The sequence below is a fragment of the Halodesulfurarchaeum sp. genome, from assembly GCF_036626455.1.
Lineage (GTDB): Archaea > Halobacteriota > Halobacteria > Halobacteriales > Halobacteriaceae > Halodesulfurarchaeum.
In genome coordinates this window covers 12,792-35,301 of record NZ_JAZKRK010000016.1, presented here as the reverse complement: position 1 = coordinate 35,301, position 22,510 = coordinate 12,792, and the positions used below count along the sequence as shown (strand labels likewise).

20 protein-coding genes are annotated in these 22,510 nt (G+C 60.2%); 11 read left to right on the top strand and 9 right to left on the bottom strand.

All coding sequences use genetic code 11. The features are described from left to right. Positions 1-35 precede the first annotated feature (35 nt). The gene (mtnP, locus tag V5A26_RS06590; protein WP_332320248.1) at positions 36-890 is read left to right on the top strand and encodes an S-methyl-5'-thioadenosine phosphorylase; all 855 of its coding nucleotides are present in this window, start codon (positions 36-38) and stop codon (positions 888-890) included. A gap of 25 nt (positions 891-915) precedes the next feature. On the opposite strand, the gene V5A26_RS06585 is transcribed toward mtnP, so the two are convergent. The 3 genes from V5A26_RS06585 to V5A26_RS06575 are packed head-to-tail and all read right to left on the bottom strand — an operon-like array spanning position 916 to position 5,696. Continuing rightward, positions 916-1,866, bottom strand: coding sequence for a ScpA family protein (locus V5A26_RS06585; protein WP_332320249.1), 951 nt, complete (start codon positions 1,864-1,866; stop codon positions 916-918). Beyond that, positions 1,859-5,431 (bottom strand): chromosome segregation protein SMC, encoded by a 3,573-nt coding sequence (gene smc / locus V5A26_RS06580; RefSeq protein WP_332320250.1) that lies wholly within the window; start codon positions 5,429-5,431, stop codon positions 1,859-1,861. The genes V5A26_RS06585 and smc overlap by 8 nt, the downstream gene beginning before the upstream one ends. A 16-nt stretch (positions 5,432-5,447) precedes the next feature. Beyond that, positions 5,448-5,696 (bottom strand): DUF7518 family protein, encoded by a 249-nt coding sequence (locus V5A26_RS06575; protein WP_332320251.1) that lies wholly within the window; start codon positions 5,694-5,696, stop codon positions 5,448-5,450. A gap of 114 nt (positions 5,697-5,810) precedes the next feature. On the opposite strand from V5A26_RS06575, the gene gatB reads away from it, so the two are divergent. The 4 genes from gatB (at position 5,811) to V5A26_RS06555 (ending at position 12,077) form a co-directional block, all read left to right on the top strand. After that, on the top strand, positions 5,811-7,301 hold the full coding sequence (gene gatB / locus V5A26_RS06570) for an Asp-tRNA(Asn)/Glu-tRNA(Gln) amidotransferase subunit GatB (protein ID WP_332320252.1): 1,491 nt from the start codon (positions 5,811-5,813) through the stop codon (positions 7,299-7,301). 79 nt (positions 7,302-7,380) lie between these two features. Beyond that, positions 7,381-9,858, top strand: a complete 2,478-nt coding sequence (locus V5A26_RS06565) for a DNA topoisomerase I (protein WP_332320253.1) — start codon at positions 7,381-7,383, stop codon at positions 9,856-9,858. Positions 9,859-9,940: 82 nt separating this feature from the next. Continuing rightward, positions 9,941-11,233: a DNA repair protein NreA gene (nreA, locus tag V5A26_RS06560; protein ID WP_332322286.1), complete on the top strand. Its 1,293-nt coding sequence runs from the start codon at positions 9,941-9,943 to the stop codon at positions 11,231-11,233. 70 nt (positions 11,234-11,303) lie between these two features. Continuing rightward, positions 11,304-12,077 (top strand): CPBP family intramembrane glutamic endopeptidase, encoded by a 774-nt coding sequence (locus tag V5A26_RS06555; protein WP_332320255.1) that lies wholly within the window; start codon positions 11,304-11,306, stop codon positions 12,075-12,077. 25 nt (positions 12,078-12,102) lie between these two features. Here V5A26_RS06555 and V5A26_RS06550 read toward each other — a convergent pair whose 3' ends face one another. Beyond that, positions 12,103-12,393, bottom strand: coding sequence for a DUF5789 family protein (locus V5A26_RS06550; RefSeq protein WP_332320256.1), 291 nt, complete (start codon positions 12,391-12,393; stop codon positions 12,103-12,105). A 104-nt stretch (positions 12,394-12,497) separates the two neighbouring features. Between V5A26_RS06550 and V5A26_RS06545 the strand changes: the two genes are divergently transcribed. Further along, positions 12,498-13,388 carry a DUF7139 domain-containing protein gene (locus tag V5A26_RS06545; protein ID WP_332320257.1) on the top strand — a complete coding sequence of 297 codons (891 nt, stop codon included), beginning with the start codon at positions 12,498-12,500 and terminating at the stop codon, positions 13,386-13,388. A 2-nt stretch (positions 13,389-13,390) separates the two neighbouring features. Here V5A26_RS06545 and V5A26_RS06540 read toward each other — a convergent pair whose 3' ends face one another. Genes V5A26_RS06540 through V5A26_RS06530 form a run of 3 tightly spaced genes read right to left on the bottom strand, consistent with a single transcriptional unit; the run spans position 13,391 to position 16,019 of the window. After that, positions 13,391-13,846 (bottom strand): Mut7-C RNAse domain-containing protein, encoded by a 456-nt coding sequence (locus V5A26_RS06540; RefSeq protein WP_332320258.1) that lies wholly within the window; start codon positions 13,844-13,846, stop codon positions 13,391-13,393. Beyond that, entirely contained in the window at positions 13,846-15,594 is a 1,749-nt protein-coding gene (gene polX / locus V5A26_RS06535; protein ID WP_332320259.1) for a DNA polymerase/3'-5' exonuclease PolX, read from the bottom strand. The genes V5A26_RS06540 and polX overlap by 1 nt, the downstream gene beginning before the upstream one ends. Beyond that, positions 15,591-16,019: a DUF5788 family protein gene (locus V5A26_RS06530; RefSeq protein ID WP_332322285.1), complete on the bottom strand. Its 429-nt coding sequence runs from the start codon at positions 16,017-16,019 to the stop codon at positions 15,591-15,593. Before V5A26_RS06530 ends, polX begins: the two co-directional genes overlap by 4 nt. Positions 16,020-16,106: 87 nt before the next feature. Here V5A26_RS06530 and V5A26_RS06525 point away from each other — a divergent pair, with 87 nt between their 5' ends. From V5A26_RS06525 to V5A26_RS06510, 4 genes are read left to right on the top strand one after another with little or no spacing between them, the layout of a single operon-like run. Continuing rightward, a complete protein-coding gene (locus V5A26_RS06525; RefSeq protein ID WP_332322284.1) occupies positions 16,107-17,021 on the top strand; it encodes a rhomboid family intramembrane serine protease in 915 nt (304 codons plus the stop codon). 7 nt (positions 17,022-17,028) lie between these two features. Continuing rightward, complete coding sequence (locus V5A26_RS06520) at positions 17,029-17,811, top strand: endonuclease V (RefSeq protein WP_332320262.1); 783 nt, start codon at positions 17,029-17,031, stop codon at positions 17,809-17,811. 24 nt (positions 17,812-17,835) lie between these two features. Then, positions 17,836-18,654 (top strand): SDR family oxidoreductase, encoded by an 819-nt coding sequence (locus tag V5A26_RS06515; protein WP_332320263.1) that lies wholly within the window; start codon positions 17,836-17,838, stop codon positions 18,652-18,654. Next, on the top strand, positions 18,651-19,979 hold the full coding sequence (locus V5A26_RS06510; RefSeq protein ID WP_332320264.1) for a glycerate kinase type-2 family protein: 1,329 nt from the start codon (positions 18,651-18,653) through the stop codon (positions 19,977-19,979). Before V5A26_RS06515 ends, V5A26_RS06510 begins: the two co-directional genes overlap by 4 nt. Before the next feature lie 3 nt (positions 19,980-19,982). On the opposite strand, the gene V5A26_RS06505 is transcribed toward V5A26_RS06510, so the two are convergent. Next, positions 19,983-21,008, bottom strand: coding sequence for an ArsA family ATPase (locus tag V5A26_RS06505; RefSeq protein ID WP_332320265.1), 1,026 nt, complete (start codon positions 21,006-21,008; stop codon positions 19,983-19,985). 89 nt (positions 21,009-21,097) lie between these two features. On the opposite strand from V5A26_RS06505, the gene V5A26_RS06500 reads away from it, so the two are divergent. After that, positions 21,098-21,610 (top strand): CinA family protein, encoded by a 513-nt coding sequence (locus V5A26_RS06500; protein WP_332320266.1) that lies wholly within the window; start codon positions 21,098-21,100, stop codon positions 21,608-21,610. A gap of 63 nt (positions 21,611-21,673) precedes the next feature. Here V5A26_RS06500 and V5A26_RS06495 read toward each other — a convergent pair whose 3' ends face one another. Then, entirely contained in the window at positions 21,674-22,429 is a 756-nt protein-coding gene (locus tag V5A26_RS06495; RefSeq protein ID WP_332320267.1) for a PHP-associated domain-containing protein, read from the bottom strand. Positions 22,430-22,510: the final 81 nt, after the last annotated feature.

The window sequence follows — 22,510 nt, the reverse complement described above, 5'->3', positions numbered from 1 at the left end:
CAACGTTTAGGTTCAAACCAGGCCCAGCGTTCGATATGATCGGCTTCATTGGCGGAAGCGGAATCTACGAGGCCCTCCCGCTGACCGACGTTCGGGAACGGGATATCGAGACCCCCTTCGGTAGCCCAAGTGCACCGGTAACAATTGGGACCTACGAAGGAACCGGGACGGAGGTCGCGTTTATCCCCCGTCACGGTCGGCATCACCAGTATTCGCCCACTGATCTCCCCTATCGGGCAAATATTTACGCGTTCAAGTCTCTCGGCGTCGAACGAGTCATCGCAAGCAACGCGGTCGGGAGCTTACGAGAAGACCTCGAACCTCGGACCCTGGTCGTTCCAGATCAACTTTTCGACCGAACGCGACATCGAGACTACTCCTTTTTCGGGGATGAAATGGTCGTCCACCAGGGGTTCGCTGAACCCTTCTGCCCGGACCTCTCCGGAACACTCCAGGACGCAGCCGAAACGGCGACTGACGCTGCTCTCGAGGAGGGCGGGACATACGTCACGATCGAGGGGCCCCAGTTTTCGACCCGTGCGGAAAGTGAGTTCTACCGTGATCAGGGCTTTGACATCATCGGCATGACCGCGATTCCGGAAGCGAAACTCGCCCGCGAAGCCGAACTGTGTTATGCGACGATTGCCGGCGTGACCGATTGGGACGTCTGGAAGACCGATAGCCAGGTCTCTCTCGAAGGGGTATTGGAGAACGCCTCGCACAACGAATCGGCGATCCAGGCAGCTGTCGGGGCCGCTATCGAGTCCCTTGAAGCCAAACGGGACTGTGAGTGTAACTCGGCCCTGGCCGGGACGATCAACACTGACCCCGAACATATTCCGGTCGAGACCCTCGAATCGGTCGACCTACTGGTCGATGAGTATCTGTAAAGAGAACCCCGGGAATTCGTCACGTTCAGTCGACCGGACCAGGCTGGTTCCGCTCCTCCGAGTCGGATTCCACTGACTCCTCCGAGCCCGATTCTGCTGACCGCTCGAGCTCCTCTTCTAACTTCACCCCTGCCTCTGCGAATTGCGCTACGACAGTCTCCGGGTCGGACTCGTTCAAACCCTGATCCTCGATCCAGAGGTCTCCGAACAGGTCGTCCTGTTCGAGATAGACTTCGCCTCGGTGGGAGAGAAAGAGCAAGGCGAGGAAGGTCTCGACTCGTGATCCGGCGGTGTCGGCGATTTCCATGAACAGTACTTCGGGGCGACCCTGGTCGTACCGCTCCGTGAGAGCGGCTGTGACAGCTTCGATGAGTTCGTCGATGTTCTCGTCGTGGGCTGTGCCGGTGACTGCTAATTCATTCGGCTCCCCTTCAGACCGGGTATCGTCCCCGGAGCGGTAATCGAGGGTTTGGACCCCGCGATGGAAGCCGCGGGGCGAGTGTTCCGTATCGTAACTCCGGCCCGATTTCCACCACGACCCACGTTCGGCCTCCCGGAGTTCATGGACCAATTCGTCGAGCGTTTCAGGGGTGCCTCGAGCGGTTTGCCGATCGAGCCGGCGGTCCATTTCATCCTCGAGTTGATCGATCGGATCGCCAACGCCCGCAGCCGGGCTGTCAACCGGGGACTGCTCCGCGAATGGGTCGATTCGGTCCGGCTCCGCTTGCTCCGGCTCTGGGTCCTTCGAGAACAGCTCGTCACTTTTCATCCGCAGGAGGACACTCGCATAGAACAGCGCACGGCCGGAGGAGCGGATCTCCCCGTCGTCCAGGGCCGACAGGAACGCATCCGTGACCTGGATGATGTCGATGTCCCAGGGGTCGATTTCCCCGCGCTCCGCGAGTCCGACCAGAACTTCCACCGGCTCGGCTGTCTCCTCGTCCGGGGACGGTCCCATGGGGGCCGTTTCAGTCATCGGCGACTGCCTCCCGGTCCGCAAGGTCGATGCCTGTGACAGCCGACAGATTGTCCTCTTGCATCGTCACGCCGATGGCCCGCTCCGAGCGCTCCAGCATCGCCGACCGGTGAGAGACGACCACGAACTGGGCCTCGGTGGCCAGTTCGTCGACCATCTCGCCGACCCGTTCAGCGTTTGCTGCATCGAGGAACGCGTCGATTTCGTCGAGCGCGTAGAACGGTGCCGGGTTGTACCGCTGAATTGCGAAGATGAAGGCCAGGGCGGTGAGGGATTTTTCGCCGCCTGACATCGCATCGAGGCGCTGGATCGGTTTGTCCCCTGGCTGGGCGCGCATCGTCATGCCCCCCTCGAAGGGTTCCTCGGGATCTTCGAGGGAAAGTTCGCCGGTTCCGTCGGAGAGTCGTTCGAAGATGTTCTGGAACTGGCCGTTGATGGCCTCGTAGGCCTCCATGAAGTTCTCCCGCTTCAAGCGGTCGTAGCGGTCGATCCGCTCTTCGATGGCCGCCCGTTCCTCGTCCAACTCGTCCCGTTTCTCGGTGAGCCGGTCGAGGACCGTCTCGACGGTTTCGTATTCGTCGATGGCCTTCATGTTGACCGGTTCGAGTTCGGACATCTGCCGTTCCAGGCGCTTGACGTTCCGTTCGACTGTTTCCAGGTCCGGGATTTCCTCCGGCTCGGTTTCCTCGACGGACTCCTCAAGTTTGGAAACTTCAGCTTCGAGCCGGCCCGCGGATTGCTCGAGACTCCGGATCCGATTTTGGAGACTATCGACCTCGGTTTTCGTTTCGTCCCGCTCCTCGCGTGCGGCCGACAGCTCCTCACGCAGGTCGTCCCGCTCGGATTTGAGCTCTGTCAACTGCTCTTCGAGCTCGGCAATTGCGGCCTCTTTTTCCGCCAGTTGCTCCTCTCGGTCCGCGATTTCACCCTCCAATTCTTCGATCCGCTCTTCCTGCTCGGCTTTGGTGTTCTGCGCGGCTTCGACGTCGTCGTGGAGGTCCTCGATCGCCGACTCTGCGTATTCCTTTTCCAGACCGAGACTGTTGAGTTCGCCTTCGATTTCGTCGATCCGATTTTCGATGTCTGTCACTTCGGCCTGGAGTGACTCCTTTTCATCAGTGAGTTCCGGGATCTTCGAATCGGCGAGCTCGGATTTTAACTCCTCGATTGCTGCTTCTTTGTCACTGATCCGTTCGGTCGTCGCGTCGATCTCCTTGTCCAGTTCGGCCATGTCTTCCTGGACGGATTCTCGCTCGGTCTCCAATTCGTCGATCCGCTTGATCAGCGATTCGATCTCGGTCTCGGTTTCCTCGAGTTCGCGTTCGGCGCGGCCGAGTTCGGTTTCGATCTCTCGGAGCCCGTCGAGTGCGTCGGCTCGCTTCTCTTTTGCTCGGTCGAGTTGGTCGTCGAGGTCCTCGATGTCATCGACGATGGTAGCTCGCTGGTCTTCGAGATTTTCGATTCGCTCTGCCACCCGCTTGAGTTGCCCCTCGCCTGTTGCTTCGAAGGAGTATCTAGACCCGGACCCGCTCCCACCGGTCATGGCGCCACTCTTTTCGACGAGGTCACCGTCTACCGTGACCAAGCGATACTCGCCCATGAACTCCCGGGCTGTGGCCATGTCCTCGACGACGAGGGTGTCACCCAGGACATAGGAGAACACTGGTGCGTACTCGGACGCGAAATCCACGAGATTGAAGGCGAAGTCGACCACGCCGGGATGATCTGGTGGGTCGGGGAGGTAGCGGTCCTCCATCTTCGTGATCGGGAGGAAGGTCGCCCGGCCGGCGTTTCGCTGCTTGAGGTACTCGATACACCGCTCCCCGACTTCGTCATCCGACACGACGACGTGGGACATCCGCCCGCCAGCGGCGGTTTCACAGGCCGTCGCGTAGTCCCGACCGACGCTCCCGAGTTCGGCGATTGCCCCGTGCACTTCGCCCATGTTAGCGTTCAGGATCGTCGTCACCGACCGGCCAAAGGAGCTATCGCCGTTCTCGTCGGCATGGGCTTCGAGCGAGGCGTATTCCTTCTGGGCGTCTTCGAGCTTTGACTCCAGGCCCTCGAGATCCGACTCTCGCTCTGCCTTGCGGTCGTCCAGGTCCTCGATAACGCCCTCGATCTGGGCCTTGTTCTGTTTGGATTTCTCGTGTTCGCGTTCGAGGTCCTCGATTCGCGCTTCCAATTCCCCGGTCCGTTCTTTTGCTGTTTCCAAATCCTGACGGCGCTCGTCGAGTTCCGTCGACCGACGGCGCGCCTCGTCTATATGGCGGTCTTTCTCCCGCTGGAGTTCGTTTCGTTCGGTTTTCGCGCCCTCGAGTTCCGTCTTGGCTTCCTCCAGGTCGGTACGAAGATCGTCGAAGGCCGTGTCCACGGCTTCGATCTCTTCTTCGACGCCCTCGATTTCGGCTTCGAGTTCGCTCTTTTCGCCGGCAAGTGAGGCTTTCTCGACCTTTCGCTCGCGTATGTCGCCTTCAAGCTCCTCGATTTCCTCTTGCTTGCGATCGATTTTGACAAAGGCCTGCCGCCGGGTTTCGGTGGCTTCTTCGATCCGCTCTTTGGCTCCTTCGATCCGGTCCTCAAGCCCAGACATCTCGCCTTTGAGTTCCTCCATCTCGCCCTTGAGCTTGAGCTGTTCGTCCTCACCGGTTCGTTCAATCTCGGCGTCGAGGTCCTCAAGGTCCTCTTTCAGCCGAGTCACTGACTCCTCGCGATCTGCGAGTTCGGCTTCTACCTCCTCGAGTTCCCGCTGCCGGTCTTCGATATCGGCTCTCGTGGCCGCAAGTTCCTGCCGTCGCTCATCGAGTTCGGCCAAGTCGCGGTAGGCTTCGTACTCCTGCTTTTCCTCTCGGAGCCCCTGGTATTCCAGGGCCGTCTCCCGTTCGTCTTCGAGTTGTTCCAGGCGCTCGGTTTTCTCCTCGATCCGGAGTTTTGCTTCACCGATCCGCTCGCGGACCTGTTCGAGTTCCGTCTGGGCGTCGGCTTTCTTTCGGTCGAACTCGGCGACACCGGCGATCTCGTCGATGATCTCCCGCCGCTCGTGGGGGGTCATTTGAATGATCCCGGTCACGTCACCTTGCATGACGACATTGTACCCTTCCGGTGTTACTCCGGCCGTCGAGAGCAGGTCCTGAATGTCGGAGAGGTTGACCGAGCGGCCGTTGAGGTAGTAATACGAGTAGTAGTTGTCCTCGGTCTGTTTGATCCGGCGTTTGACCCGGATCTGGTCGACTTCGTCGACGTCTTCGGTCCCGATGGCGGTCGCAATCTGTGACCGAGTTATCTGTCGGTCTTCGTTCGAAAGGGTCACCTCGACGCTCGCCTCCCGGGCGCCCTGGTGGTCTCGGTCCGCTTCGTGGGCCGGATTGTAAATCAGATCGGTCAGCTTTTGGGCCCGCATGCCCCTCGTTCGGGCCAGGCCAAGAGCGAAGAGGATCGCATCGATGATGTTTGACTTCCCGGACCCGTTCGGACCGCTGATCGTCGTGAAGTCCTCGTAGAACGGGATTTTGGTGGCTCGTCCGAAGCTCTTGAAATTCTCCAGGACGATCTGGTCTATGTACATCTGGTGTGGGACATGTTCAGCCGACGATGATGTCGTCGCCGATCGTTTCCACGTCTTCCAACTCGGTCTGTTCTGCGTCCGTCCCGTTGTTTCCTTGGACAAACATTTCTTCGACGCTTTGTGTTTCCAGCGGTTTCTCGTCCTCCAGTTCCACTTCCAGGTCACGTACCCGCTTCTGGAGGTCGAGCAGTTCGGTTGTCAGTCCGTCCACGGTAGCAATAAGTTCCTCGACGCGGGCTGAATCGGCATCTTCGTCGTCGGTCATGCGTGTATGAATCACCGTGATCAACTTAAAGCGTGTGACAGACAGGCGTCAGACATCGATTCGGCAGCGGAGGCTTCGTCAGGTCTATACCCCTCCACGGGGAATCGAACGCCAATGACACAGGCCTCCACGCGGGCCTCGCTCGCACCCGTCATCGGCCTCGAGGTCCACGTGCAACTCGAGACGGAGACGAAGATCTTCTGTGGCTGTTCGACCGACGTCGAAGACACCGAGCCGAATACGAACACCTGCCCGGTGTGTCTCGGATTACCCGGTTCGTTACCGGTACTCAATGAGGCCAGCGTCGAGGCCGCGGTGAAACTCGGGAAAGCCATCGAGGCTAATATTCCCGAACGTACCCGCTTTCACCGGAAGAACTACTTCTACCCCGACCTTCCGAAAGGCTTCCAGATAACCCAGTACGACGCCCCGATCTGTGCGGATGGCCACCTCGAAATCTCCCACGAAGGCGAGCGCCGGGACATCGGCATCGAACGCGCGCATCTCGAAGAAGATCCTGGCAGCCTCCAACACGAAGGCGGGCACATCGACACGGCCGACTACACGCTGGTTGATTACAACCGGGCCGGCGTTCCCCTGATGGAAATCGTCACGAAGCCGGATTTCCGAACCGCGGGAGAAGTTCGGGATTTCCTCACCAAACTCGAAGAGGTCCTCGAGTATCTCGGGATCTATGATAGCCAGCGAGACGGCAGTCTCCGTATCGACGCGAACATTTCCCTCGTGGCCGAATCCGAAATCGGCCCGGCGGGTTCGATTTCAGATGTCGTTCTGGCGGATGCTAACCGTACCGAAGTCAAGAACATTTCGAGTCACAAGGGGGCCGAAACGGCGCTGGCTTACGAAATCACTCGCCAGCGCAACGCGATCGAACGAGGCCGGGAAGTCACCCAGGAAACCCGCCACTGGGACGAGACACGTGGCATCACGGTGTCGATGCGGGAGAAGGAGGCAGAAAAGGAGTACCGGTACTTCCGGGAGGCAGATATTCCACCACTCGAAGTCGCAGACTGGAAAGCGGAGATCCCGATTCCGGAACTTCCCGACGCCCGCCGGGAGCGCTTCCAAACAGAATACGGACTCGGTGACGAGGCTGCGGCCAAACTCACCTCGACGAAGCAGGTCGCTGACTTCTTCGAGGCCGTCGCCGATCGCTTCGATCCCGACCTCGCGGCGTCCTGGGTCGCGGACACGCTGTTGGGTGAACTGAACTATCGCGACATGGCCATCACGGACGTCGAGGGCCGCTTCGACGAGATCTCCCGTCTCATCGAACTCGTTGCCGAGGAGGAAATCACGGAGCGTAACGCCCGTGAGGTCGTGCTGCGATCGATGCTTGACGAGGGCCACACCCCGGACGACGTCGTCGAAGCCGAGGACCTCGGCAAGTCGGGTGCGGATGAAATCGCAACCGCCGTCGAGGAAGCCATCGAAAACAATCCAGAGGCCGTGGATGATGTCCTGGCCGGGGAAGAGGGGGCTATCAATTTCCTCGTCGGACAAGTGATGCAGGAGACCGGTGGCCGGGCGGATCCGGGTGACGTGAACGAATTGTTGCGAGAGCACCTGCCCGAGACGAACTGAGGGACACAAGTGACCCCGACGCCGGCGACGAAATCCTTACAAGGAGTCTTGGCCTACGGCTCACCATCCTGGTGGTCCCGTGGAACTCATAATCACCGAGAAGAACAACGCCGCCCGCCGAATCGCAGAGATCCTGAGCGACGGGTCTAATCGCACTGAGCGGGTCGCTGGGGTCGACGTGTATGCCTGGGGTACACACCGCGTTATCGGCCTTGCGGGCCATGTTGTCGGCGTCGACTTCCCCGAGGAGTACTCGGACTGGCGTGACGTCGAACCCGCCGAACTGGTTCACGCACCGATCGAGACGCGTGTCACCAAACCGGACATCGTTTCGGCGCTGAAACGACTCTCAGGAAAGGCAGACCGGGTCGTGATCGCGACTGATTACGATCGCGAAGGTGAACTCATCGGGAAGGAGGCCCACGAACTCGTTCGGGAGGTCGACGACTCGGTGCCCGTTGACCGGGTCCGATTCTCCTCGATCACCGAAAACGAGGTCAAAACCCAGTTCCAGAACCCGGACGACCTCGACTTCGAGTTAGCTGCCGCCGGCGAAGCCCGCCAGCGGATCGATCTGCTCTGGGGCGCTGCACTCACCCGATTTCTCTCCCTCACCTCAGGCCAGCGAGGAACGGACTTCATCAGTGTGGGCCGGGTACAGAGCCCCACCCTCAAGCTGATAGTCGACAAGGAGCGGGAAATCCAGGCCTTCGATCCGGAAACCTACTGGGAACTGTTCGCTGATCTCGCAGGGGACCAGACGACCTTCGAGGCGCAGTATTTCTACGACGATACCGGCTCGGAAGCGGAACGAATCAGGGACGAGGCTCACGCGACCCAGGCCGAACAGGACCTGTCGACTGCCGAGTCGGTCACGGTCGAATCAGTCAATCGGCGCCGCCGTACTGACGACCCGCCGGCCCCGTTTGCGACCACACAGTTCATCAAAGCGGCGGGCTCGCTTGGCTTCAACGCCGGGCGCGCAATGAGCCTCGCCGAAGACCTCTATACGGCTGGTTACATCACGTACCCGCGAACCGATAACACGGTCTACCCAGATGACCTGGAACCGGCAGAACTGCTCTCGAAGTTCGAGGGGACACCATTCGACGAGGCGGCGACCTCCTTGCTCGAAAAGGGGGCACTCGAACCCTCGCGAGGGGAATCCGAGACGACCGATCACCCACCGATTCACCCAACGCCGGACGTGCCAGCGCGGGGCGACCTTTCAGAAGACGAGTGGCAGGTGTACGAACTCGTTGCCAGACGGTTTTTCGCCACGCTGGCCGACCCGGCCGTCTGGGAGCACCTTCGAGTTGTTGCAGCCGCGAGGGACCGACGACTCAAGGCCAACGGCAAGCGACTGGTCGAACCCGGCTATCACGATGTCTACCCGTATGTCGATACCTCCGAGAACTACGTGCCGGATTTGACCGAGGGAACCTCACTGGGAATCGATTCGGTCTCTCTGGACGAGAAGGAGACCAAACCGCCACGACGCTACGGGCAGTCCCGGTTGATCGAAACGATGGAGAAACTCGGTATCGGAACGAAAAGCACCCGCCACAACGTCATCGAGAAACTTTACGACCGTGGCTATTTGGAATCGGACCCGCCTCGGCCAACCCAACTTGCCATGGCGGTCGTCGAAGCCGCGGAGGAGTACGCCGACCTGGTGGTCAGCGAGGAGATGACCCGGGAACTGGAGGCAGAAATGACAGCGATCGTCGAGGGAGAGAAGGAACTCGAGGAGGTCACGGCCGATTCACGGGATGCGCTGGATCGCATCTTCGACTCGCTGTCGGATTCGCGGGAGGCAATTGGTGACCACCTCCGGTCCTCACTCAAGGCGGACAAAACACTCGGGCCATGTCCCGAGTGTGGCGAGGACCTGTTAGTTCGACAGAATAATCGGGGGTCGTATTTCGTTGGCTGTGATGGCTATCCGGACTGTGAGTTTACCGCACCGCTGCCTAATCGGGGTGATCCACAGCTTCTTGATGCGGTCTGTGAGGAACACGATCTTCACCACGTCAAAATTCTCGATGGTCGGAGCACCTTCGTTCACGGGTGCCCGCTCTGTCAGGTGGCCGACGCGGAGGAAGCAGCAGACGAAATCATCGGCCCGTGTCCGGAGTGTCACGCGGAACACGGCGGCGAACTCGCAATCAAACATCTCCGCAATGGATCACGACTTGTCGGTTGCACCAGGTATCCGGATTGTGAGTACGCCCTTCCGCTCCCCAGGCGGGGCGACATCGAGATCACCGAGGGGCGCTGTGACGAACACGATATGCCCGAACTTCGCATCGTTGACGATGGGGACGAACCCTGGGAGTTTGGCTGCCCGATCTGTAACTACCGGGAATACGTCGCGAACCAAAACGGCGATCTGACGTCGATCGACGGGATCGGCGAAAAGACGGAGGAAAAACTCCAGGCCGCTGGTATCGAGGACGTGGGTGACCTTCTGGAGATCGATCCGGAAACCGTGGCCCAAAACATCAATGGCGTCTCAGCACAGCGCCTTAGCGAGTGGCAGCAAAACGTGGGATGAACCCGGCTGAACGGGTCAGCGAACGGTGGGTGGCAGGCCGACCCCGAGTGTTTTAACCGGATGCCAGTCCTGGCTTTTGGTAATGCGCCTCGACGAGTACCTCGAGGGTTTCGAGCCCGACGAATCGGCCCGCAGGCGCCGACTCGCCGAGGAGAAGTCCTACGAAATTCTGGACTATGTCGAGGGTCTCCAGACCGAACTCCAGTCTTCGCTTTCGGGTAATTCGCTGGTCGGGAGCACCTCCCCATCGGTGTTTGTCGGCCGCTCCTCGTATCCGAACGTCAACACGGGAATTCTGGCCCCAGTCGGCCAGGAGGACCGCGCCGAGGACTTTGCGACGAGCGGGAATTGGTATCAGCAGGGCCTGGATATTGAAAACGTTCTCCAGTACCGGACGGGGCTGTTGAACTCGCGCCGGTCCTCGAAAGTGGACGTGGAAGACGTCTGGGACGGGTTTGTCGGGACTCAGCGTGAGGTGGCGATAGCCGATCGCCCCGTCGACGTCGAAATCGGCCTGCAGGGGACACCGAACATTGACCTGGACCGATATCGCGAACCGCAGGCTAACGCGCCGAGTGGCCCGAACGTGACCGCCGAATCGGCGGATTTGGGGGAGAACCCACACGTTCCTCGGCAAGTGAAAAAGACCCTTGAGGACGATGACTGGCGAGCGGAAGGGGCGATGAACTACCTCTATCGGCGGGGATTCGACGTCTATGACATCAACCAGGTGCTCTCAGTCGGAGCTCTTGGGCGCGGAGAAGCCCGTCGACTCGTCCCGACCCGCTGGTCCATCACTGCCGTGGATGATACGGTTGGCAAATTCCTCCGCGGGTCAATTCGGAACGCCCCCTCCATCGACCAGGTTCAGGTCTTCGTCAATCAGTACATCGGGAACCGGTACTGGATAGTGCTCGCTCCGGGCAACTGGGAGTACGAACTTGTCGAAATGAAGTCTCCCGGCAGTATCTGGAACCCTGACACCACAGGCAATGTGTTCATGTCAAGCGCGTATGAGAGCTATGAGGGTCGGACTGGCTATGTCGAGGAGACGGCCGGGGCATATTACGCAGCCCGGCTGGGGATTCTGGAATATCTGAACGATATCGGGCGACAGGCCAAAGCGCTCGTGCTGCGGGAGGTTTCAGATGATTACTGGGCCCCGGTCGGGGTCTGGCAAGTCAGGGAGAGTGTGCGCAACGCCTTCAACGAGGGACCAAACTCGGAATTTGCCGGGGAACCGGGGGTCGCCCAAACTTTTGATTCAGCGATCCGCCAGATCATGCCCCACCTGCCCATTTCAGCCGGAGCGCTGCGGCGGAAATCAGTGCTCGCCGCCGGGAGACAGGCCGGAATCACCGACTTTCTGACCTGACCGCGATTAGGACGGCAGCCCGATGACCGCTGGCAGAAAGGTTATTCGGCCCAGGGTCGGAATCCTGGGCATGAATCAATCGGATCCCTGGGCCCCGCGGACCGAACGGGGACCACACCGGGGATATGCCCTCCTCGGCGGGGTCGTTGCCGCGGTCCTCGGAATCGCTGCCGCGTTCGTTCTGAGTGGTGCGGTTGTGCTGGGGGTCGGTGGCTTCGGCGGGCAACTGGGGTTGATACCCACCGTGATGGTGTTGTTCGTCACGAGTGCGATCGGGTTAGGCGGAACAGGGGCCCTGTACCTCTCGCTCCGCGGGATTTCACCGGTGTCATATGTTGGCATCCAGGCACCTGGACTCGGGGATCTGTTCTGGGCAGTGGGTGGGTACGTCGCCGCGTTGGCGATCGTTTTCGGAGCGGGGGTTCTACTCACAGCCCTCAACGCTGAACCCGAGACGACCAACCAGGCCGCAGAACTCGGCATGCAAAACCCGGAACTGCTCCTTTGGCTCGTGCCCCTCTCGTTTCTGGTCATCGCCCCGGGAGAGGAGTTCCTGTTTCGTGGCGTGATTCAGGGCCGACTTCGGGAGGCCTTCGTCGCGAAACTCGCGATCCCGTTCACCGCCGCGCTGTTCGCACTCGTCCACTACTTCTCGCTGACGGGTGGGGCGGGAGCCCGAATGACGGCGATTGTGATCCTCTTTTTCCCGAGTCTGGTCTTTGGCTACGTCTACGAACGAACGGAAAACCTGGCGGTTCCGATAGTGATCCACGGAGCGTACAACTCGACGCTCGTGTTGTTGGTCTACGTTACCATCAAACTTCTCGGAGAAGCGCCAGCATAAGGCTACTCCTCGAAGAAACGCCGACTTAAGCCGACTCTTCGCCAGTTGGGACCGGACCAGAGCCGATCACGGCCTCGACCGCCTCACGGAACGACTGGCGGGTCGGGAAGTACGTTTCGTCGATTTCAGCGAGGATGTCCGAGAGTGCCCGCGGGCCGTCGGGCGTTCGGATTTTGGTTTCGCCTTCTTTGCGATCAATTTCGCTTTTCTGGATCGCCCACGTGAGTCGTTCGGCGACCCGGGAGATGGGCGCGCCCTCGACTGCTGGCCCGATTCCCAGTTCGACGCCGCTCTCCTCATCGGTGTCCTCGGCCATGCCCAAGAATTTTCTCGGCCATTGATTCAAGCTTTCGATGCGTGGGCGCTGATCCGGAGCATGTCTGACATACTGTTATAATCCTCCATACTGTAGTGCATAGTATGCCTAGTCTCGGGGATACCTACGAGCGCCGGGTCGGTGTCGCAAGCCGCAAGCAGGTGCTCCTTGGGACTGCGCTTTTCGCTCTGGGATCCGTGCTTGTCGTGTTGGGAATTCTCTTTGGTGGGACCGGTCTCCTCGTTGGGAACGGATTCAGCGTCTTCCAAAGCCGGGAAATAGCCGGCATTCTCGCAGGGATTGGCGTCCCGGCTGTCTTTGTTGGAATCACAATTGTGCTCCCCGGGAGGACCATTCACCGGGTCGCAGCAGTGGTCGGGGCCGGCTTCGCCCTGCTCGGCGTCTGGCTTTTCCAGGCCGCCTACCCGGAGAACTGGTTTGCCAGTGCCGGCGTGCCGACCAATTTGGTCCTCCTCCTCTTGTTGGTCTACTTCACCGGCGTGCTGATCACCTTCTGGTCGCTTTTCACGGCGGTCGCGACGTTCAAGACCCGGAACGACCCGGGTGGGACCGTCTCGTTGCAAGTGGGCTCCGAAGGCCCAACGATTCGGGCCGTTGAAGCCGTCCAGACGGAATTCCAGAACGCCGGAAAGGCAATTAGCAGCGGTCTCGGTGGGATAGGAACGTTCGGCGACGAACAGGACACGACGGATCTGGGGCCACAACCGCACCAGCAAGGGTCCCTATCAGATGGCGGTGAATCGGCCGATGCCGAAATCGTTGAGCCCGAACCATCCACAGCAACTAGCCCGACCCAGACTGCCGGGGACGCCGAAGTGTTAGAGGAACGGGAGATAGGGCCGGACAAATACTGTGGGAACTGCAACCACTTCGAATACGAGACCCCGGAGCAACGGATGGACCCCTATTGCGGACTCTACGACGAGCCGATGGACGATATGGAAGCTTGCAAGTGGTGGCAACGCAACGCGTAGGCTCAGAGTTCTTCGAGTCGCTCGTCCAGATGCGTCCAGTGACTGCCTATCCAGTAAAACTGCCCACAGTCACGACATTGCCAGACGGGTTCAGCTTCGGGGTCCGGGCCCTTCTTCGGACCTGGACCGTCGATAATTCTGCGGAGGCCTCCGTTGCAGTGAGAACACCGGCTCGGATCGGTTAGTGCGAGTTCGAATCCACCGTCGCTCAGTTCCCGAAGCTGTTCTTGGGGGTCGGTTTCGGTCAGTAGGCGGCTCGGTTCGGCTCGTGTGGCAACTTCCCCATCTCGGGTGAGCAAGAGCCGGTTTTCGCGGTCGGCCAATTCGATGATCGCATCATCGGCCTCGATGTCACGGTCGAGGGCGTATGCGGTGTCATACCCGATCATTCGCAGCGGTGAGACGATGCCGCCAAGCATCACGTCGAGACAGAGCTTGGTCTCCGTCGGTGTGTACATTACTCGAGAAATTGCCGAAGCCCATTGAGGGTTCGCGTGTTCAGGATGTCAGCGGCCGTCGCCCAACCACGTCTTGCGGTATGGACCCCGAACCGCTGGTAGGCGAACTCTCTCGGATCATGGGCGTCAGTATTGATAGCGATGGTCGCTTCCTCCTCGATTGCGGCGGCCAAAGCGCTTCCCCAAAGGTCGAGCCGATTGGGATTGGCGTTGATTTCCAGAGCGACCCCATTTTCGGCGGCCGCTTGGCCGATCTTCGAGGGATCAAACTCCATCGCTGGGCGCTGATTCAGGAGCCTGCCGCTTGGATGACCCAAAATGTCGACTTCTGGGTGTTCGATGGCCGTCACCAGTCGCTCAGTGCGATCCTCCCCGTCGCCAATGTCCGCATGTGGTGACGCGATCACAACGTCAAGGTCAGCTAGAACGTTCGGATCGGTTTCGCCCACTGTTCCGTCCGGACTGATGTTGGCCTCGATGCCGGTCAGGACGGTTATTGTGGTGTCCGCTGCAACCTCCTGGACGGCTTCGATCTGCTCATGAATGTCATCCTCAGAAAGGCCACTATCGCCGAAGACGCCCGGGCCTTCGGCGTGATCGGAGATAACCAGATACTCGTGACCGTACTCGACCGCGCCCTCGACCATCTCCTCGATGGAAAAGTCGCCGTCCGACCAGTTGGTATGGGTGTGCAGATCGCCCTGGAGGTCCGCTTCTGTGACTAAATCGGGAAGGTCGCCTGCCGCAGCCGCGGGGATTTCCCCTCGGTTCTCCCGAAGTTCCGGCGGGATCCACGGCAGATCGAGCGCTTCGTAGACACTCGATTCGGTTTTCCCGGCGATCCTGGTTCCAGCCCGAGTGTCCGGGTCCGCCCGCTCGGCGTCCGTGACCTCGAACACCCCGTATTCGTTCACCTTCTGGTTCGAGTCGATCGCCCGATTTCGGAGCGCGATGTTGTGATCGCGACTGCCAGTGAAATAGACCAGGGCCGCGCCGAACTCCGCCGGATCGACAAACCGGATATCGACTTGCATATCTGACACCCGGAGGCTGGTTTTGGTCGACCCTGACTCGATAACGGACGTGACTTCGTCCCACTCGGTAACTGTTTCCGTGACCGATATGGGCTCTTCTGTCGCCACAAGCACGTCGACGTCGCCGATCGTTGGCCGCCATCGCCGGAGCGACCCGGCTAATTTGACCGCCTCGACTCCGGCGTGGTTGGCGAGGTAGCCCGTGACTTCCTCTCCGACCGCCCGGGCATTTCCGAGCAAGGAGCGTTGTCCTGCGTGACGAGCGAACTCGATGTTTCCGAGAATGTTCTGTTCGGTTTTCGCCCCGAAGCCCGAGACCTCCTGGATGTCGCCGGCCTCGGCCGCATCTTCGAGATCATCGAGTGTCTGGATGCCCAGTGCCTCGTAGAGTTTGCCCGCGGTTTTCGGCCCCACGCCCTCGACTCGGGTGACCGCCTCCATCTCAACCGGAAGCGACTCCCGCTGTGTGTTCAACTCTTCGATAGCCCCGGTTTCGACGTATTCGACGATCTTCTCACCGATCGCTTCCCCGACCCCTTCGATCTCGCGAACCGCGTCGAGTCCGTTGGCGACGAGATCGCTGACTGAGTCCGGGGTCGAACGCACATTGTCGGCCGCCGTTCGATAGGCTCGTGGCTTATACTCGACATCCTGGGCCTCCAGCAGGTCGGCCAGTTCATCGAGTCGCGCCGCGATCTTTTCATTTGATGTCATTCCTGTCCCTCTCTGACCGAGCTCCCACCGTCGCCGGTGACCTGCTCGACGAACGAGAGCCACCGCTTCCGATCGGCTTGTCGATTTCGGTTTGATTCGGCCTCGATATCGGTCTCGTCGTCGGATTCCAGTACAGTAAGCGCTCGATCGATACCGAGAATCGAATCGGCTAGCTGCTCGGCTTCGTCCAGAGAAATGTCTCCCGTTTTGATCCTCTTTCGCCGTCGCTGCCGCTCCGTTCTTAGTCCGCGAATGACTTTCTGAACTCGCTTCTCCTGGTGGTGTCCCCCGCCTGCCTGGTTAACGAACGATGCGAGGTCGACCGTTTCTCCCTCGACTGAGAGGGTCTCTGGGATGGACGCTCCGACGGTGGCGCCGTCCCGCTCGATACGTTCGAGCAGTCGGTCCCGCTCGGACTGTTGCACGGGACGTAATAAGCGCTCCAGTTCCAAAAACCCACCCGGGCGGCCCGGTTCGGGAGTTTTATCCCGAGGACTGTCATATCGGGGCTCATGGTGCGATGTGATTACTGTGGGCAGGAAGAAGGCATGCCATACCAGTGTCGCCACTGTGGCGGCACGTTCTGTTCCGAGCATCGCCTTCCCGAAAACCACGACTGCCCGGGACTCGGTGAGTGGGACGACCCGGGCGGGGTCTTCGATTCGGGGTTCGACGCGAGTGTCTCCGGGTCGAGTACGACCGAGCGCTCGGCCTCACGTGGTCGCAATCTCCTCTCTCGACTCGGGATTTCGACCGGGCCTGGCGGAATCGGGGGCTACTTCCGCCGGAACATGACCTACGTCTTTCTCGCGATCATTTGGATCGTCTTCCCGCTGGAGTTCGTTGCCTTCTGGCTTGGGGGGACCGACCTCTTCAGGGCGATTTTCACACTGAGTTCGGACAACCTGGCCTACGTCTGGACGTGGGTTACCTCGATTTTCGCCCACTCCCCGACTGGATTCATGCACATTCTGTTCAACAGTATCGTGCTGTACTTCTTCGGCCCTATTGTCGAGCGGAAGGTCGGGTCGAAGAACTTCGCAATCTTGTTTGTGGGTAGTGGGATCGTCGCCGGTCTGGCTCAGGTGCTGGCGACGGTCGCCGTGGGTGGAACCACGTCCGTGTTGGGGGCCAGTGGGGCGATCATGGCCCTTATGGGCGTGCTCACCGTGCTCAATCCCAACCTCCGCATCTACATCTATTTCATTCTCCCAATGCCGCTCTGGGTCGCCACGGCGCTCTTTGCGGGCTACTCGGTCCTGGTGAGTACGGCCGGGGGCATTGGTGCAGGCGGGGTCGCCCAACTCGCCCACCTCGCTGGGCTGGGGATCGGCCTGCTCTATGGCTCGTACCTCAAGCAACGGGGAAAGGGAGCGCCCAAACAACTACAAATCGGGGGCCGCGGTCGGGGCGGACGGCGACGCTGACGGTGCCATGACTCCTGTCAACCCGGAATTCGTTCCCGATCCGGACGCGTCACGGTCCGAGATGAAAGCCCAACAGCGTCGCCTGTCCAGCGAGGCTATTTTTACTGACAAGGGATGTCCGTCACCGGACTCAGTGACTCTCACTGAAACGCCGGACCTTGACAATCACACATCGGTTACTGCAGACGACCCGATCGTCGTCGGGATCGACCAGGCGTTCGAAGACGACACCGCTGTGAGTGCAGCCGCCGCCATCCAGAACGGAGAGATCCTCGAGGTGGTATGCGGGCGGACACCCCTCTCGATTCCATACATCCCTGGGCTCCTCGCGTTCCGTGAGGGCGAACCGATAATCGATGCACTGGCCCAGCTCACCGTCGATCCCGACTTGCTTGTGTTCGACGGGAGTGGTCGGATTCACTACCGGCAAGCGGGTATCGCGACACATATCGGTGTTCTTTACGACGTGCCCGCGATCGGCGTCACGAAAAACCTCCTCTGTGGCACACCGGCCGAATCACTCGAGGAGCCACTCTCAGAGGGGACACAGGTGGCGATTCGGGCCGATGAGGAAGTGGACGCTGAGGCGGGAACGCTTCTCGGATACGCCCTGCAAACTCGGCAGTTTCCGAACCCAACTGTTCGACACGTGAACCCGGTGTTCGTGAGCCCTGGTCATCAGGTCGCTCCAAAGACGACTATTAGGCTTGTTGGGGCTCTGGGGACTGGGTACAAGCTCCCGGCACCAGTTCGGCTCGCAGATCGTGCGGCTGCGGAGTGCAAGCGTTAACTGGGAACCGGGTGAGGATAACGTATGGAACGGACCGTACTCATTACCGGCTGCTCCTCGGGCATCGGTCGGGCGACGGCCGAAGCCTTTCTCGATGAGGGGTGGACGGTGGTCGCGACCGCTCGAGACGAGTCGGCCATCCGGGACCTCGGGGACCGGGGTGCGCTGACACGCACACTCGACGTAACCAAACCCGCCCAGTGTCAGTCCGTGGTTGCGGAAGTAATCGAGGAGAATGGAGGGCTCGATTGTCTGGTGAACAATGCTGGGTACGCACAGTTCGGGCCCACAGAGGACGTCCCGACTCGACTCGTCGAGGACCAATTCGACGTCAACGTGTTGGGCCCCCATCGACTCATCCGAGCGGCACTTCCGCACATGCGAGAAGCCGAACGGGGGACGATTGTCAACGTCTCGAGTGTCTCCGGGCGACTCTCCGCCCCGGGCATGGGCGTCTATTCGAGTTCGAAAGCGGCGCTCGAATCGATGAGCGATGCATTGCGAGTCGAAGCTTCCGCCTTCGATGTCGATGTGGTCCTGGTCGAACCGGGACCGGTCGAGACACAGTTCGACGACACAGCCCAGTCCTCCCTGTCTGACCTTGACCGAACCGAGGCTTACGGGGACATTTATCGGACACTCGAAGACTGGGAAACCGTCGGGAGCATGAGTTCGATTCCGGCCTGGCAGGTCGCATCGGTGATTCTTGAGGCCGGGGTTTCGACCGACCCACAGACTCGGTATACTGTGGGGACTGGCTCGGAGTATCTCACATTGGCCCGATTTCTGCCGGACAGCTTCCGCGACGCGGTGTTCTCGCTCATCAGGGGGCTTGCCGGATGACGCGGGTCGAAAACCGAGACACGCTCGCCCGGAGCGAGGCCCACGAAACAGTGCTGGAGAGCCTTCTCGCTGGCATCGAGGCCAGCAACCCGTCGCAGGTCATCGAGTCGACCGTTACGGTAACTGGGAACGAACTCACGATCGGCACTGACCAGTACGACCTGAGTACTTACAGAGAGCTCATCGTTTTGGGCGGTGGGAATGCGGCTTCACAGGTCGCGGGGGCTTTAGAAGCTGAACTCGGGGATCGGATTGACGGGGGGATTATCGTGACCGATGACCCTGTCGAGACCGAGCGGGTGACAGTCTTGCCGGGTGATCACCCCGTTCCGAGCGAGCGTGGCGTCGATTCGACGCGCCAATTGCTTGACCGGGCCACGGCCGCGGACGAAGACACCCTTATCCTCGGGGTGATCACTGGTGGTGGCAGTGCGCTCATGCCGGCCCCCGCTGATGGGATCGATCTCAGAGCCTTGATCGAAACGACCGACGAACTCCTCCACAGCGGGGCTCCAATACGGGAGATCAACGCCGTGCGAAAGCACCTCTCCGAACTCAAAGGTGGCCAACTTGCTGCCAAGGCGGCGCCTGCGACGACAGTCTCGCTGGTCCTCAGCGATGTCGTCGGCAACCACCTGGACGTGATTGCGAGTGGCCCCCTAGTTCCCGATCCGACGACTTTCGAGGACGCCCAGGCGGTCATCGACCGGTTTGACTTGACCGTTCCCGAACCAGTCAGGGAACGGATTCAGGCCGGTGTGGACGGAATCCTTGAAGACACCCCCAAGCCCGGAGATCCGGTTTTCGAGCAGGTGGGGACCCATGTTATCGCTGACGGAATGACGGCCATTGAAGCGGCGGCAGCGGTTATTGAAGACGCGGGTTACGAACCGCTTGTCCTCTCCTCGATGGTCGAAGGTGAGGCCAGCGAAGCGGCAAAAACCCACGCCGCGATTGCGAACGAAATCCGCGCAACTGGCACGCCGATCAAACCCCCTGCTGCGGTCCTCTCGGGTGGCGAAACGACAGTGACCGTCGAAAGCGGCGGTTCCGGTGGGCCGAATCAGGAGTTCGCCCTCTCTGCGGGACTTTCGATCGATGGCTCGACGATTGTCGGGGCCGTCGATAGCGACGGTATCGATGGTGCGAGTGATGCTGCAGGCGCCCTTGTTGACCTAACCGACATCGACCGACCAGCCGCGCAGGCAGCCCTCGACGCAAACGACTCTGGCGCGTATCTCACCGAGCGGGATCGAGTTGTTCTGACGGGTCAGACGGGCACCAATGTCAACGATATTCGCGTGTTGCTCGTGCCTGACGAATAGTAACTACTCGAGACAGGCGCCCACGAGTCGAAGCATGTCCGTACCCTGTACCTCATCTGCGAAAAGTGGGACCCGTTTCACGTCGTAGTTCATGAACAGGGTTTGGGCCCGTTCGAGCGCGGACTGCTGGACCTCCCAGCGTCGGGCACAAAACGGACAGTCGCCGAGATGGGGCGACACGTATTCTCCCGCTGGCACTTCCGGGACAATTTCCTCGACGGGTTCCATCACCCGATTCACGATGACAGTTGAGACTGGAATCTCGAATTCCTGCAATCGCCCGTCCAGCCGTTTTGCCTCCTCGACGGCCATCTCTTCCGGGACAGTGACGATTCGAAAGTCAGTTTTGCCGGGGTCCTGCAGGAGCCCTCGGAGGTGTTCGATGCGGGCTGCCTGTTCTTTCAGTCCCGGATTCGGTTCTTCGGATTCCGGCTCTTCTCCGAAGAGGCCCGCGAACTGGTCCCCCAGCGAGCCTAATCGCTCCCGAAAGGCGGCCATTCGCCCGACCATCGTCTCCATCAACTCCGGGAGTTCGAGGAGTCTGAGCGTGTGCCCGGTCGGTGCGGTATCCACCACGATGCGGTCAAAGCGCTCGTCATCGAGGTAATCGAGTAACAGCTGCATCGCAGCGGCCTCGTCGGCCCCGGGAAATTGGCCGTCCATGAGGGGGTCGATCCCAGCGTCACCGAGCAGGCTCTCGATACCACCCATCGATCCCTCGTCACCGAACACACCGACCTCCTGGAGCGCCGCGTCGGGATCGATTTCGACACCGTACAATGGGACGTCTTCCCGGAGTTTCGTCGGTGTATTTGGAACCGCTGTGCCAAATACGTCACCCAGCGAATGGGCCGGATCGGTCGAGACGACAAGCGTCGCCGTTCCATCGAAGGCACTCGCGAGACCGGTCGCGGCAGCCATTGTTGTCTTCCCAACACCGCCCTTACCACCGTAGAGGATGTATTCCGCGGTCCCGCCTGCAACGCCCGGTTCGAGGGACTCGACGGCCTCGACCTCGATTTCGTCCATGTTCTCACTTCGCACGAAGCCGGGTGTATTCGTCGATTCTCTCCCTAGTCCGGCCATAGATTCTTGCTTACGGGCCGTCGAGCATCTACATGGACCGACAAGCCGAAGATTCAGTTGCGGTCCGGGTTGGTGAGTTGCTGGAGGCGACTGGTGAGACGCTATCGACTGTGGAATCATGCACCGGTGGTCTCATTGGTTCCACGGTCACCGATGTCTCCGGTTCGAGCTCGTACTACGACCGTGGGTACGTGACCTACTCAAACCGGGCGAAACTCGCCCTCGGCGTCTCGCGGGAGTCGATCGAGGAGTACGGCGCGGTCAGCGAGCCAGTCGCCCGCGAAATGGCCCAAGCCGCGCGGGACGCTGCTGGGACGACTTGGGCGGTCTCGACGACGGGCATCGCTGGGCCGAGTGGTGGTACAGCGGAAAAACCGGTCGGAACAGTGTATATTGGCGTGGCCTACGCCGGAGAGTGGGGTCGTGGGACAAGCGAAACGACGGTTACTCACCAGGAATACGATGGGACCCGAACTGAGATCAAAGACAAAGTCGCCCATGAGGCGCTTGAACTTGTGGGTTCAGCAGTGAACGAACGGTGGTGATAGGACTTTCAGGAACGACCGATGCTCACAGGCCTCTCAGGAACTATCGGCGGAAAGAGCCTCTCAATACACCGAAACGTCATCGAACTGCCCCTCATAAGCGATATGACGCGGGTGTGTTGCCTCGGTGCCTGAGAGAAGCAATCGGTCGAACTTCTTCCAGGTGTTCTCCCACCCAAGGTGGGCGAATTCGGCCATTCGGCGAATGTCATGGCGCTGTGTCGATCGGTGTTCGACCCGTTTCTGTCGATCCGATCGAAACGCCTCAAAGAGGTCAGTTTCGGTTTCTATTTTCGTGTCGATGGTAGTCCAAACCTCCCCAACTGTCGTTCGTCGATGGGCATATGAGGAGCCAAAGACCTCGAAATCGTAGGTCTCGGCCAATTCGAGGGCCCGGTCGTTGTGATGTGGGAGGTGTTTCGGGTTATAGACCTCCAATGCGTCGATCTGTGACTCGTAGGTCTGGAGGTCACTTTCTTCGAGGCTGACCGTGAGGAACTCGGGATGGGGGGCCAACACGACGGCGTCCTGTCGGTCGAGTTCCCGCATCGCTACGTCGAGTGGGATGAAATCCGGAATCGGTTCGTTCAGGCCGAGTGCGAGGACATGCTTGCGGTTTTGCCAGCCACCGGTGAAGATCTCACGGCCCGGGACGACAAGGAGGTCCTCATCGCTCAATCGCTTTGACCGGCGGCGGGCTGTCGGAAGGCGTGTAAAGTGCGGGGCATAGACCAACACATCGATTCCGCGGGTTTTGGCCCGCTTGACGACCTGTTCGTCGAGAATTTTGACGTGTGGGTCGATGCGGGTTTCAGGCACAGTCGTCTTTCGGGAGCCGGTGATTTGTCGCTTGTGGAATGGTGGACAGTGGAGCGGTGGGAAATGGTTATGGGCGCGTCG

Bases quoted from the DNA above. Each gene is read 5' to 3' on its own strand.
- V5A26_RS06555 (WP_332320255.1), top strand. From the start codon at position 11,304: ATGAATCAATCGGATCCCTGGGCCCCGCGGACCGAACGGGGACCACAC.
- nreA (WP_332322286.1), top strand. From the start codon at position 9,941: ATGCGCCTCGACGAGTACCTCGAGGGTTTCGAGCCCGACGAATCGGCC.
- V5A26_RS06525 (WP_332322284.1), top strand. From the start codon at position 16,107: ATGGTGCGATGTGATTACTGTGGGCAGGAAGAAGGCATGCCATACCAG.
- V5A26_RS06500 (WP_332320266.1), top strand. From the start codon at position 21,098: ATGGACCGACAAGCCGAAGATTCAGTTGCGGTCCGGGTTGGTGAGTTG.
- V5A26_RS06520 (WP_332320262.1), top strand. From the start codon at position 17,029: ATGACTCCTGTCAACCCGGAATTCGTTCCCGATCCGGACGCGTCACGG.
- V5A26_RS06515 (WP_332320263.1), top strand. From the start codon at position 17,836: ATGGAACGGACCGTACTCATTACCGGCTGCTCCTCGGGCATCGGTCGG.
- V5A26_RS06510 (WP_332320264.1), top strand. From the start codon at position 18,651: ATGACGCGGGTCGAAAACCGAGACACGCTCGCCCGGAGCGAGGCCCAC.
- V5A26_RS06540 (WP_332320258.1), bottom strand. From the start codon at position 13,846: ATGTACACACCGACGGAGACCAAGCTCTGTCTCGACGTGATGCTTGGC.
- mtnP (WP_332320248.1), top strand. From the start codon at position 36: ATGATCGGCTTCATTGGCGGAAGCGGAATCTACGAGGCCCTCCCGCTG.
- smc (WP_332320250.1), bottom strand. From the start codon at position 5,431: ATGTACATAGACCAGATCGTCCTGGAGAATTTCAAGAGCTTCGGACGA.
- polX (WP_332320259.1), bottom strand. From the start codon at position 15,594: ATGACATCAAATGAAAAGATCGCGGCGCGACTCGATGAACTGGCCGAC.
- gatB (WP_332320252.1), top strand. From the start codon at position 5,811: ATGACACAGGCCTCCACGCGGGCCTCGCTCGCACCCGTCATCGGCCTC.
- V5A26_RS06550 (WP_332320256.1), bottom strand. From the start codon at position 12,393: ATGGCCGAGGACACCGATGAGGAGAGCGGCGTCGAACTGGGAATCGGG.
- V5A26_RS06575 (WP_332320251.1), bottom strand. From the start codon at position 5,696: ATGACCGACGACGAAGATGCCGATTCAGCCCGCGTCGAGGAACTTATT.
- V5A26_RS06505 (WP_332320265.1), bottom strand. From the start codon at position 21,008: ATGGACGAAATCGAGGTCGAGGCCGTCGAGTCCCTCGAACCGGGCGTT.
- V5A26_RS06585 (WP_332320249.1), bottom strand. From the start codon at position 1,866: ATGACTGAAACGGCCCCCATGGGACCGTCCCCGGACGAGGAGACAGCC.
- V5A26_RS06545 (WP_332320257.1), top strand. From the start codon at position 12,498: ATGCCTAGTCTCGGGGATACCTACGAGCGCCGGGTCGGTGTCGCAAGC.